Annotated in this window: 8 protein-coding genes; 5 read left to right on the forward strand and 3 right to left on the reverse strand. The window is 61.9% G+C overall.

Annotated features, from left to right (window positions below):
• Window positions 1–237: 237 nt before the first annotated feature.
• On the forward strand, window positions 238–663 hold the full coding sequence (locus AC0Z8Z_RS19385; protein WP_122537172.1) for a VOC family protein: 426 nt from the start codon (window positions 238–240) through the stop codon (window positions 661–663).
• Between the two features lie 18 nt (window positions 664–681).
• Here AC0Z8Z_RS19385 and AC0Z8Z_RS19390 read toward each other — a convergent pair whose 3' ends face one another.
• Both AC0Z8Z_RS19390 and AC0Z8Z_RS19395 read right to left on the reverse strand, forming a co-directional pair.
• Entirely contained in the window at window positions 682–1560 is an 879-nt protein-coding gene (locus AC0Z8Z_RS19390) for a LysR family transcriptional regulator (protein WP_485620177.1), read from the reverse strand.
• A gap of 128 nt (window positions 1561–1688) precedes the next feature.
• Complete coding sequence (locus tag AC0Z8Z_RS19395; RefSeq protein ID WP_122625138.1) at window positions 1689–2780, reverse strand: NADH:flavin oxidoreductase/NADH oxidase; 1092 nt, start codon at window positions 2778–2780, stop codon at window positions 1689–1691.
• 86 nt (window positions 2781–2866) lie between these two features.
• Here AC0Z8Z_RS19395 and AC0Z8Z_RS19400 point away from each other — a divergent pair, with 86 nt between their 5' ends.
• Window positions 2867–3166 (forward strand): ArsR/SmtB family transcription factor, encoded by a 300-nt coding sequence (locus tag AC0Z8Z_RS19400; protein WP_205487495.1) that lies wholly within the window; start codon window positions 2867–2869, stop codon window positions 3164–3166.
• A gap of 95 nt (window positions 3167–3261) precedes the next feature.
• On the opposite strand, the gene AC0Z8Z_RS19405 is transcribed toward AC0Z8Z_RS19400, so the two are convergent.
• Window positions 3262–4287, reverse strand: coding sequence for a hypothetical protein (locus AC0Z8Z_RS19405; RefSeq protein WP_485620178.1), 1026 nt, complete (start codon window positions 4285–4287; stop codon window positions 3262–3264).
• Between the two features lie 263 nt (window positions 4288–4550).
• Here AC0Z8Z_RS19405 and AC0Z8Z_RS19410 point away from each other — a divergent pair, with 263 nt between their 5' ends.
• From AC0Z8Z_RS19410 to AC0Z8Z_RS19420, 3 genes are all read left to right on the forward strand, one after another.
• Window positions 4551–5603 carry a GGDEF domain-containing protein gene (locus AC0Z8Z_RS19410; RefSeq protein WP_485620179.1) on the forward strand — a complete coding sequence of 351 codons (1053 nt, stop codon included), beginning with the start codon at window positions 4551–4553 and terminating at the stop codon, window positions 5601–5603.
• Between the two features lie 271 nt (window positions 5604–5874).
• Complete coding sequence (locus tag AC0Z8Z_RS19415) at window positions 5875–11085, forward strand: DUF4011 domain-containing protein (RefSeq protein ID WP_485620180.1); 5211 nt, start codon at window positions 5875–5877, stop codon at window positions 11083–11085.
• 118 nt (window positions 11086–11203) lie between these two features.
• Complete coding sequence (locus tag AC0Z8Z_RS19420; RefSeq protein WP_485620181.1) at window positions 11204–11992, forward strand: SDR family NAD(P)-dependent oxidoreductase; 789 nt, start codon at window positions 11204–11206, stop codon at window positions 11990–11992.
• The last annotated feature ends 283 nt before the right edge of the window (window positions 11993–12275 follow it).

Genomic DNA, 12275 nt, shown 5'->3' on the forward strand with positions numbered 1-12275 from the left:
TAGGAATGGAATCAGACAATCGGTCGAGAAACTGCCCCCGGCACCCCACGTGAGCGTCAGAAGCGTCCCAATAAGTTGGGGACAGTTATCAAGGCCGAAGCGATGTGTCGGAAACGCTCGAGGGCGGACGCGATTGATCAAAATTCCCGAGGCTCAGCAGAGAAAATATGCGCTTTTGTGCCGGATGCTTTTAGGTCAACAATCCACGCATATTCATTCCGACCCAAGGACCCGTACATGAGCCTCTCGCCATTTCACCTCGCCATTCCTGTCTATGACCTCGCCGCCGCGCGCCACTTCTACGGCGACGTGTTTGGTCTCTCGGAAGGCCGCTCCAGCGAGCAATGGGTTGATTTCGACTTCTACGGCCATCAGTTGGTCATCCACGAGCACCCGAAAACCACCTCTCAGGAATCCGTGCATTCCAATGCAGTGGACGGCCACGACGTGCCGGTCCCGCATTTCGGCATCATCTTGCATTGGGCAGAATGGGAGGCGCTGGCGGAGCGTCTGCGCACCCGCGAAACAAAGTTCGTGATCGAACCCTACATCCGCTTTCAGGGCCAGGTGGGCGAGCAGGCCACCATGTTTCTCTTCGATCCGTGCGGCAACGCGCTGGAATTCAAGGCGTTCAAAGACATGAGCCAGCTTTTCGCCAAGTAATCGGTTGCGAGGTAGCGGTCAGCGCGCCGGGTGTTCCAGGGCATCGATGACGCAACGGCGAAACAGATCCAGCAGCGGCGTGTCCCGCTGCAGGTACTTGCTCACCAGCACGATTTCGCGAAAGAACGTCATCTCGCTCAGGTCGATGATCCGCACGTCCTCGGCGTGCTCCAGCCATAACCCGGCCATGGGCACCAGCGACACGCCGAGCCCGGCGCGGACCATCTTGACGATAGCGTCCAGTTCGTCGAGCTCCAGGGTTTGCCGCACCTCAAGTTTGCGCTCGCGCAGGAACTGCGTGACCCGGCGGCCGCCAAACGAGCGCTGATCGTAGCGAATGAAGGGATGGTCGCTGAGGATCTGCCGAGGGTCGTCGCCCTGCATGCCGGATGGCGTGATCAGCACGAAAGGTTCTTTGGCGATGACCTCGGCGTGCAGCTCTTTAGGCAGGGAGAAGGGCGGCTTGATCATGATCGCCAGGTCGAGCTCGCCGGCGTCCACTTGACTGAGCAGGTTCAGCGACACCCCCGGCACCAGGCTGGCTTCGATGAACGGCGCTTTGCTGCGCAGCAACACCAGGGCTTGCGGCAGAATGCCGGTCTGCGCCGTGCTAATGGCACCGATGCGCAGCGCGCCGCGGAAATCATTGGCGCTGTCGGGGCTGCCCATGCGCCCGAACAACTGCAGTATTTCGTCGGCCAGTGCCACGGCGCGTTGTCCGGCAGCGTTGAGGGTAGCTGCGCGGCCGGTGCGATCAAAGAGGGCGACGCCCAAGGTATCCTCGAGGTTCTTGATTTGCGCGCTGACCGCCGATTGCGTCAGCCCGACCTCGCGCCCGGCCGCTGCAAAGGTGCCTCGACGCGCGACGCAGACGAAGGTTTTCAACTCTCTGATCATCGGCAGGTCCTGGCAGGAAATTCAAATCGGGCAGGGCGCACCCACAGGCGGCCGGCAGCGGATAGTAACCAGTGCCGTCGACAAATAAAAATGCCGCCTCAAGGGCGGCATTTTTTTAAGCGGGACGCTTAACGATAGCGTTCCAGCCAGTGCGCGTAGGGCGCAGGCAGGGTCCACGAGGCTTTGTCGACGCCCAGTTCTTTGGCGGCGAAATAAGCCCAATGCGGATCCGCCAAATGAGCACGGCCGATCGACACCAGGTCCAGCTGACCGTTCTGCACGGCGGCCTGAGCCAGTTTCGGATCGCCAAAACCCCACGCCGAGGTCACCGGGATATCGGCTTCACGGCGTACGCGTTCGGCGATCGGGCCCATGAAGGCCGGGCCCCATGGGATGTTGGTTTCCGGGATGGTGAAACCGACGCTGACGCTCAGCAGATCAAGACCGCCGGCCTTGAAGCGCCGCGCCAGTTCGATGGATTCGGTGAGGGTCTGCTCGTCACGGCCGTCGTACTCGATCACACCGAAGCGCGCGGTCAGCGGCAGGTTTTCCGGCCAGACTTCACGCACGGCGGCGAGGGTTTCCAGCAGGAAGCGGCTACGGTTGTCGAAGCTGCCACCATAGGCATCGGTGCGCTGGTTGGAGTGTTCGGAGAAGAAACTCTGGCCCAGGTAACCGTGGGCGAAGTGCAGTTCGATCCACTCAAAGCCGACTTCCCGGGCACGGCGTGCAGCGTCGACGAAGTCCTGCTTGACCCGGGCGATGTCGTCCAGGGTCATTTCCTGAGGGACTTTCGGCAGGTTGGCGCCGAAGGCGATGGCCGAGGGCGCGATGGTCTGCCAGCCACGGGCATCATCGGCGGCCATGTGGTCGTCACCTTCCCATGGACGGTTGGCGCTGGCCTTGCGACCGGCGTGGGCGATCTGGATGCCCGGAACCGAGCCGGCTGCCTTGATCGCCTGCACGGCAGGAATGAACGCCTTGGCGTGTTCGTCGCTCCAGATGCCGGCGCAACCCGGGGTGATGCGGCCTTCAGGGGAGACGGCAGTGGCTTCGACGACCACCAGGCCCGCACCACCGCGGGCCATGCTCGCGAGGTGAACGTGGTGCCACTCGTTGATGACGCCGTCGTCCGCCGTGTACTGGCACATTGGAGGGATGGCAATGCGGTTACGCAGGGTTACGTCCTTCAGCGTGAAGGGTTCGAACAATGCAGACATGGAAATAACTCCTGATGATTGAATTCGCTTGTTCGATAGTATTCGAAATATGGCGAAGAATGAAACCCCTCGCTATGATGCGCGGCATGCGCGCCTTCAAACATCCGTTACCGACCGAACTCACACTTGAGCGTTTGCTTTACGCATTAAGTGACCCCGTACGCCTCGAAATCGTTCGCTGTCTTTCCTCGGTGGCCGAGGCCACATGCGGCGAGCTCGACGGCGGTCGACCGAAGTCCAGCATGTCCCATCACTTCCGGGTCTTGCGCGACGCCGGCCTGGTGCACACGCGCAACGTCGGCACCACGCACATGAATTCCCTGCGCACCGATGAGCTGGATATCCGCTTCCCGGGGTTACTGCGGTGCATTCTGTCTCAGGATTGAGCCTCGCAATTGCCGATGGACGGGGGAGAGTGGCCCGCGCAACGAAAATGGCCCGATCACAGGATCGGGCCATTTTTTTGCGTGACGCGCGATGCTTAGACGGCGCCGACGATCTTCGCAGCCGGTTGGGTACGACGACCCATTGCACCGGCACCGGCTGCCACCAGGGCAGAAACCACGAGAGTGGTCAGCAGGATCCAGGCGGCGCGGGAAATGTTTTTCGCCGCGACGTCAGCCGCTTCACGGGCTTTCTGTTCGGCCTGGGCTTTCAGCTCCTGATATTTGGCATATGCCTGGCGGTAGCTGGCCTGGGCCTGATCAACGATCTGGTTGGCTTCGGCGTCCGTCTTGTTGCCACGGGCCTTGATCAGGTTGACGAAGGCCTGACGGTCAGCCGCATCCCACGCCTGATCGCCCTTGGCTTTCAGACGGTCGAGCAAGCCGCTCAGTTGCTCATCAGCCTGTTGCGGAGATTCAGCGCTGCGCTGCGCGGTGTTTTTAGCGTCTTGCTGGGTGGTGGCGACGTCCTGCTTGACCTGGTTAGGGTCCAGCTCAGGCTTGCCGGTCTGACGCATGGCTTGTTCGATTTCACCCTGGATATCGTCCAGATTGAAGTCGATGCCCTGGGCACGCAGTTGCTCCTGAATCTTGCCGCCAACGGCCGGGGCCACTTGCGCGATGCCGTTGCCCACCGCCGACAGGCCGCTGCCCGCCAGGTTCAGGCCGCCGCGCACGACGCCGGTCACGGCGCTGGACACCAGGTAAACGCTGATCAGGGACACACTGGCCCAGACCAGAATACCGTGGAAGGCGCCCTCACGATGGGCCAGCCGGCCGGCGGCCCAGCCCCCAACGAACAGGGAAATGACCATACTCACACCCAGCCAGATGCCGGTGCCTTTGCCCATGCCCGCCAGCGGGTCGGCTTCCTGCAGCGGGTCAATGCTGGCGCTGCCGATGGCGGTGCCCAGCAAGCTGAGCATCAGCGAGACCACGAGCGCGAGAACCACACCGGCCAGAATGGCGCCCCAGGAAATACGTTTGAGCAAAGGGGCAACAGCAGTGCCTCGGTAGACGGGATCGTCGTAGCCAGCGGGTGTTACTCGGTCATCGCGAATCATGGCGGCAGTTCCTTTAGTCATTGACTGAACGCAAGAATCCTTGCACTTACTTCAATGACCTTCGCGCTTTTTAATTAGTTTTATACGGGCGAAAAATAAAATGATGGCAAAATGCCTAAATTTTAAAAATGCTGAAGATTCAAAGGTCTGCAAGCAGATTAAATTGGAATCAACGCTATTCCCAGTCGCGATATGGCGTCACCCCGGACGCTGTCCTTAGCTACCTTCTATACCACCGTACTTATTTTTTCCGAGACAGCCTGATGAATACCCTTACCGCCGATGACCGCACTCAGGTCACTCGCGAAGCCACCGTTGAATACTGGAAACACATCATCCCGATCGTGCAGATCGCGTTCGCGATACACGTGCTGCTGCTGGGGTTGTTCCTGATCGTGGATCTGCCCGTGATGTGGGTCACCAACGCGGCGAGCGTCATGGCCTACATCGCGTGTCTGCTGGCAATCAAGCGCCGGCTGTATCGATGCGCCGGCATGCTCATCTGCATCGAAATCATCGCCCACGCCGCCATCGCCACCTGGAGGCTCGGCTGGGACAGCAACTTCCACCTCTATGTGTTCTGTATTGTCCCGATCATCGCCTTCGGCTTTCATTCATCACCGGTGCGCCGCGGCTGCCTGAGCGCTGCGGTGCTTATCGTCACCGTGAGCGGGTACCTCATGCGCAACAAAGTGCCCGTCGTCAGCATCAGCGAAAACGTCCAGGACCTGTTCGGTGCGGCCAACGCGCTGACCGCGACGGCGTTGTTGCTGCACGCCACGGCATTGTCGGTGCGCTTCAACCTGTCGATGCACATGAACCTTTACCACTCCGCCCACCGCGACAGCCTGACCAACCTCTATACCCGGCGGCGCGTGCTGCAGCGCCTGCGCCAGTTGGGCGGCGGGCGACGCGAGATCCCTACGGCGTTGGTGCTGATTGACATTGATCATTTCAAACAGATCAACGACCAGCACGGCCACGACATGGGCGACGTGGTGTTGCAGCAGGTGGCCGACGTCATCGCCGGGTGCGTGCGTACCACCGACATCGCCGCGCGCTGGGGCGGCGAAGAGTTTCTGGTGCTGATGCCCAACACCACCTTCGAAGAAGCCCGGCTGATCGCCGAGCGGATACTCATGCGCATCAACGAGCAAGCCGGCGAGATCAGGCAGGTGAGCCTGACCCTGACGGCGACCCTTGCGGTGGCCATTCTCAAGGATGGCGAGGCCTTCCGGGATGCGCTGAACCGGGCGGATCAGCGCTTGTATGAAGGCAAGCAGGAGGGGCGCAATCGGGTCATGCTCGCGGAGTAAGTCCGGTGCGACAATGAATAATGGCGGCAGGACCAGCTTCCGCCAGGAAGAGGGCGTTGCGGGCGCCATCGATTTGCGCAGTGACCACCTACGCCTTCCCGGTTAAAGCCGTCCTGCCAGTCCGCGCTCGGCCTTCCGCAAGGCGCCAGCGTGCGCCGGGTGGTCCGATACATCGATAAACACATTCACAACCAACGCTGACTCGTGGACTATAGGCGCCATTTGGCGCGCTCCGCATGGGGCCGGCGCTCGTAGTTTCAGGATCCTGTGAATGAACATCAAGATTGACGCGCTGATCGCCCGCAAGATCGGCTTCGCCTCCCACCAGAATGCCGTACCTCTTGTCCGCGAATTGAGCCTCTGGAACCAGGAAGAAACCACCCTCGAAGACCTGGTGCTGACGCTGAGCACCGACCCGGATTTCGTAGAAAGCCGAAGCTGGAACATTGACCGTATCCACCCCGGTGATCGCCTCAGTATTTCGGATCGCGACATCAAGCTGAACGCCGCTTACCTGTCCGGCCTGACGGAAAGCCTTCACGCCGACGTGGTGATGCGCGTGTCCCAGGGCGAGAACGTCCTCGTCGAACAGCGCGTCCCCACCGAGCTGCTTGCCCGGACCGAATGGGGCGGCTTGAGCGCCATGCCGGAACTGCTCGCCGCGTTTTGCATGCCCAATGACCCTGCGGTAGACCGGGTGCTCAAGGCCGCTTCACAGGTCCTGCGCCGGGCCGGCAAGAAAGATGGCATCGACGGCTACGAAAGCAAATCCCGCACGCGCACCTGGGAGCTGGCTTCGGCCATCTGGTCGGCGGTGTGCAGCTTTCAACTGAGCTATGCGTTGCCACCGGCGAGCTTCGAGCAGCAAGGCCAGAAGATCAGGCCGCCGAGCGTGGTGCTGGAAAACGGCGTGGCGACCTGTCTCGATACCGCGCTGCTGTTTGCGGCCGCGCTGGAGCAGGCCGGACTCAATGCCCTGCTGGTCATGACCAAGGGGCACGCATTCGCCGGCGTCTGGTTGCAGCCTCAGGAGTTTTCCCAGTTGCTGACCGATGAAGCGTCGGCCGTGCGCAAACGTCTCGATCTGAAAGAAATGCTGGTGTTCGAGACAACCTTGGCGACCCAGATGCCTGCGCCGAGTTTTTCCCGGGCGGTGGCCGCCGCTGAACGGGAGCTCGACGATGAGCAGTTCATCATGGCCATCGATGTGCATCGCGCGCGGATGCAGAAAATTCGCCCGATGGCGCTGGTGTCAGCCGTCGGTGCAGTCGATGGGATGGACGCAGCACCGCCCGTGGCGGAAGGGCTGGAGGAAGCGCCGTCGCTGCCGGGCTTCGATGTCGAGATCGATGAAGACGCCGAGGGCCCTGCGGGAAAGCTAACGCTTTGGCAACGCAAGCTGCTCGACCTGACCACGCGCAACCGTCTGCTGCACCTGCCGGACAGCGCCAAGGGTGTGCGTCTGCTGTGCCCTGATCCGGCGGCCCTTGAAGACCTGCTCTCCAGCGGCCAGCGCATCCGCGTGGTGGCCGTCCCTGATCTGAAAAGCAGCGGCCGCGATGAGGCCCTGTATGAACAGCAGAACAACGAAAGTCTGGTCGACGAAGTGGCCCGTCAGGCACTGGCACGCGGCGAAGTCCTTGCCAGTCTGGAGAAGGTCAAGCTGGAAGCCACCCTGATCGACCTGTTCCGCAAGGCCCGCAGCGATCTGGAGGAAGGCGGCGCCAATACGCTGTTCCTGGCCATCGGCTTCCTGAAATGGAAGAAAAGCGCCGACGACCCGAAAACCTACTCAGCCCCGCTGGTTTTGCTGCCGGTGAAACTCGAGCGCAAAAGCGCCATGTCCGGGGTCACGCTGAGCCTCCTCGACGAGGAGCCGCGTTTCAACCTGACCTTGCTTGAATTGCTGCGCCACGATTTCGAACTGGTGATTCCCGGGCTGGACGGTGAGCTGCCCAGCGATGGCAGCGGCATTGATGTGGCCGGCATCTGGAACACGGTGCGCCGGGCTGTGCGCGATATTCCCGGTTTTGAGGTGAGCACCGAACTGGTGCTGGGCACCTTTTCGTTCGCCAAATACCTGATGTGGAAAGACCTGAACGCCAACGCGGCGCAGCTGTTGCAGAGCCCCTTGGTCAAGCATCTGCTGGACCCGGACGCTGTAGGAGAAGGCTTTGCCAGTTCGGCCGAATTCCCCCGGCCCGAGCGCCTGGATGCGACCGTCACGCCTGCGCAGCTGTTCGCTCCGTTGCCGGCTGACTCTTCGCAAGTGGCGGCGGTCGTGGCATCGGCCAATACCCACAGCTTTGTCATGGACGGCCCGCCCGGCACCGGCAAATCCCAGACCATCGCCAACATGATCGCCCACAACCTGGCCCTCGGCCGGCGTGTGCTGTTCGTGGCCGAGAAACGCGCCGCCCTTGACGTGGTGTTTCGTCGCCTGGCGGAAAAGGGCCTTGGCGAGTTCTGTCTGGAGCTGCATTCCAGCAAGGCGTCCAAGGTTGAAGTGCTCAAGCAGCTGGACCGCGCCTGGGACGTGAGTGAAGCGTTGAGCGCCGAGGAATGGGAGCGGGAAGCCGCGCGCCTGCAGACCCTGCGCTCACGGCTCAATCAGTTGGTCGATGTGCTTCACCGACGTTGGGATAACGGCTTGACCCTGCACCAGTCGATCGGTCGGGTGGTGCGCGACCACAGTGCGCAGACGCCAAGGCTGGCCTGGGAAACCGGCACGCAACACAATGGAACCGAGTACGCCGGCTTGCTGGATCTCGCCCGTCGCCTTGGCCTCAATGGCACTGCCGCTCGCGAGTTGTCCGGCGCGTTTGGCGCTCTCGCGCAGACGCAATGGTCGAACGCCTGGCAGGCTCAAATCGCCAGCGTTGCCCGCGAGGTGCCCCAGGCCCTTGATGAGTTGGATGCGGCGAGCGAACGGCTGCTGGCACTGACTCACGTGCCGTTGCCCGTGGCTGAGGTGGATCAGGTCCGGCAGCTCAATGAGCTGATCGCCCTGACCCTTGAAACCCATGGCCTGAACCTGTCATTTGCCTTTGCCCCCGATGCTGCCGCACGTATCGAAGCGGCCCGGCGCAGTTGCCAGTTGCTCGAGAGCTATCGGGAGCTCGAAGAAACCCTGTCACTGGATTACGCCGATGAGGCGTGCCGTCGTGTGCCGGTCGCGCAGTTGCGCAATGAGTGGCAGGAAGCTGAGGGCAAGTTCTGGTTCCTGGGGACACTCGCCAAGAAAAAGGTCGCGAAGAAACTCGCCTCCCTCGGGGGCGCGGCGGGCCTGCCGGACACCGTCGGCGACCTCGCCATTTTTGAGCGCCTCCAGGCTCAGCTCGTGGAACTGGACAGGTTGGCCAGCGACATGCAATCGATCCCTGGCTGGCAGGGCCTGAAGAGCGACCCGGTGCGCACGCTGCAGGCCGTGGCACTGGCCGAGCATTTGCGCAAAACGCTGATCGGGTTGGCCGAATCCCCCGAACACCTGGTTGCCTTGCGCGGCGCCGTTGCACGTCTGGTGATCGACGCGAATGACATGTTGGCGTCGAATGGACCACTCGCTTCCGCCTGCTCGACCTTGCAACAGGCGTCGTCCCGCGTTGAGGCGGCCACGGGGTTGTTCACCGGGCTGGCGCGCACAAGTACTGAAGTGCCCCCGAGCGTGGCGACACTTAGGGCGACGTCACTCGCCATCCAGCAGCAGGAAGAACAGCTCAAGGCGTGGTGCGACTGGTGCCGGGTGCGCGAACAGGCGGCGCAAGCAGGCCTTGCCCGTCTGGCCGAGGCGCTGGAAATCGGCAGCCTGTTGCCGTCTGCCACCGAGCAGACCTTCGTCACGGCCTATGCCCATTGGTTCGCGACCCAAGGCATCGACGGCGAACCGTTGCTGCGTAATTTCGTCACGGCCGAGCACATGAGCGACATCAGCACCTTCGTGCGCCTGGACGACGAACTGGCGAAGCTGACGGTGCGCTATATCCGCGCCAGACTCTGCGGCCTGATTCCGTCCAAGAACGACATCCCCAAAAGCAGCGGCTTTGCGATTCTCAAGCATGAGTTGCAGAAGTCTCGGCGACACAAACCGGTCCGGCAGCTGGCGATCGAGATGGGCGATGCACTGAATTGCCTGGCCCCTTGCATGCTCATGAGCCCGTTGTCGATTGCGCAGTTTCTGCCCGCCGATCAGCCGCCGTTCGATCTGGTGATCTTCGACGAGGCGTCGCAAATCGCGCCGTGGGACGCCATCGGTTCGATTGCCCGGGGCAAGCAGGTGATCATCGCCGGTGACCCTCGGCAGATGCCGCCGACCAACTTCTTTAACCGTGGCCCGAATGCCGGCGACGACGACACCGCCGAAGACATGGAAAGCATCCTCGACGAATGCCTGGGGGCAGGGGTGCCGAGCCACAGTCTGAGCTGGCACTACCGCAGTCGCCATGAAAGCCTGATTGCCTTCTCCAACCACCGGTACTACGACAGCAACCTGATCACTTTCCCGGCGGCGGAAACCCGCGCCAGTGCGGTCGAGTGGCGCAAGGTCGAGGGCGTGTATGCGAAAGGCAAGGGGCGTTACAACGAGGCCGAAGCCCAGGCCATCGTCGATGAAACCGTCAAGCGCCTCACCGACCCTGCGTTCGTGGCGGCGGGGTATTCCATCGGCATCATCACACTCAACTCGGATCAGCAGAAGCTGATCAACGACCTGCTGGACGCGGCCCGCAAGCAATACCCGCAGATCGAGCCGTTCTTCCAGGACACCCAGACCGAGCCGGTGGTGGTCAAGAATCTGGAAACGGTCCAGGGCGACGAGCGCGACCTGATCATGCTCGGCATCGGCTACGGCCCCACTGAACCGGGTGCGCCGGTGATGTCGATGAACTTCGGGCCGCTCAACAAGGACGGCGGCTGGCGTCGGCTCAACGTCGCCATCACCCGTTCGCGGCGGGAAATGCTGGTGTTCACCTCGTTCGAGCCGTCGATGATCGACCTCAACCGCACCAATGCGCGGGCCGTGCGCGATCTGAAGCACTTCATCGAATTTGCCCAGCGTGGGCCGAAGGCGCTGGCCGAGGCGGTCCAAGGCTCGGCGGGCGGTTATGACTCGCCGTTTGAAGAAGCCGTTGCCGACGGACTGAGGCGTCTGGGCTGGCAGGTCGTTCCGCAGATCGGCGTGTCACGGTTCCGCATCGATCTGGGCATCGTTCACCCGGATCGCCCCGGCGATTACCTTGCGGGTGTCGAGTGCGACGGTGCCACGTATCACAGCGCGGCCACTGCCCGGGACCGGGACAAAGTCCGCGGGGCGATTCTCACCGGTCTGGGCTGGAATCTGCTGAGACTGTGGTCCACCGACTGGTGGGTGGATAAGGAAGGGGCTCTGCAAAAGCTGCACGCTGCGCTGAACGATTTGCTGGATCAATCACGACGGGACGTCGCTGTCGAACAGGGCGTTGAGGAGCAACTGATCGTGGGCAGCTGACCCGTCCGACGCGAAAAATGACAATGGCTCGCGGTTGTCGTCATTTGCCTCTTTACTGCGGGTTCATACGTTGTACAGAAACGTCCTTTCCACTCAGTGCACTGCAGAGGTTAATGAGATGAAAATCGATTTTACGGGCCGTCACGTTCTGGTCACCGGTTCAACCAGCGGCATCGGCTTCGCTGCAGCCAAGGGCTTTCTTGAAGCCGGTGGACACGTGGTAATCAACGGGCGAAGCCAGGGCAGTGTCGACGCGGCGTTGCAGCGGCTGGGCCCGTTGGCAGAGAACGCCACCGGTTTTGCCGGCGATCTAAGCGAGGAGGGCGCCTGTCAGCAGCTGCTGGCGCACCATCCTGACTTCGACGTCGTCATCAACAACATGGGCATCTTCAACCCTCAGGACTTCTTCGAGATCCCCGACAGCGAATGGCAGCGGTTCTTCGACACCAACGTGATGTCCGGCGTGCGCATCTCCCGGGCCTACGCGCCCGGAATGGTAGAGCGCAAATGGGGGCGGATCGTGTTCATCTCGTCGGAGTCGGCGATCAACATTCCGTCAGACATGATCCATTACGGCTTCAGCAAAACCGCGCAACTGGCGATCTCCCGAGGCCTGGCCAAGCGCCTGGCCGGCACCGGCGTGACGGTGAACTCGGTCCTGCCCGGGCCGACGCTGTCAGAAGGCGTCGCCGAGATGCTCAAGCCTGAAGTAGAGAGCTCCGGAAAAAGTCTGGAGCAAGTGGCGGCGGATTTCGTCGTGGCCCATCGCGGTTCCTCGATCATCCGGCGCGCCTCCCATGTAGACGAAATCGCCAACATGATTATCTACGTCAGCTCCGAGCAGGCGTCGTCCACCACCGGCGCAGCGCTGCGGGTGGATGGCGGGGTGGTTGACAGTATTTTTTGATGGGGGATGACCCTGAGATCGTTCGGCCTGAACCGTGCCAGTGGGACCGGCTTCAGCCGGGAAGAGGCCATTGAAATCACCCGCATATTTGCAGCGTGGCGCCTGACGCTTTCCCGGCTAAAGCCGGTCCCACAGTCGAGTTCACGCTCAACCTCACTGACCTCACGCGGTTTCGTAGGACCGGCTTTAGCCGGGAAGAGGCCAGTGAAATCACCCGCATTTTTGCGGTGTGGCGCCTGACGCTTTCCCGGCTAAAGCCGGTCCCACAGTCGAGTTCACGCTC

The sequence above is a fragment of the Pseudomonas sp. 1L-C-7-B-C1 genome, assembly GCF_057291635.1.

Bases quoted from the DNA above. Each gene is read 5' to 3' on its own strand.
- AC0Z8Z_RS19405 (WP_485620178.1), bottom strand. From the start codon at position 4,287: ATGATTCGCGATGACCGAGTAACACCCGCTGGCTACGACGATCCCGTC.
- AC0Z8Z_RS19420 (WP_485620181.1), top strand. From the start codon at position 11,204: ATGAAAATCGATTTTACGGGCCGTCACGTTCTGGTCACCGGTTCAACC.
- AC0Z8Z_RS19385 (WP_122537172.1), top strand. From the start codon at position 238: ATGAGCCTCTCGCCATTTCACCTCGCCATTCCTGTCTATGACCTCGCC.
- AC0Z8Z_RS19400 (WP_205487495.1), top strand. From the start codon at position 2,867: ATGCGCGCCTTCAAACATCCGTTACCGACCGAACTCACACTTGAGCGT.
- AC0Z8Z_RS19390 (WP_485620177.1), bottom strand. From the start codon at position 1,560: ATGATCAGAGAGTTGAAAACCTTCGTCTGCGTCGCGCGTCGAGGCACC.
- AC0Z8Z_RS19395 (WP_122625138.1), bottom strand. From the start codon at position 2,780: ATGTCTGCATTGTTCGAACCCTTCACGCTGAAGGACGTAACCCTGCGT.
- AC0Z8Z_RS19410 (WP_485620179.1), top strand. From the start codon at position 4,551: ATGAATACCCTTACCGCCGATGACCGCACTCAGGTCACTCGCGAAGCC.
- AC0Z8Z_RS19415 (WP_485620180.1), top strand. From the start codon at position 5,875: ATGAACATCAAGATTGACGCGCTGATCGCCCGCAAGATCGGCTTCGCC.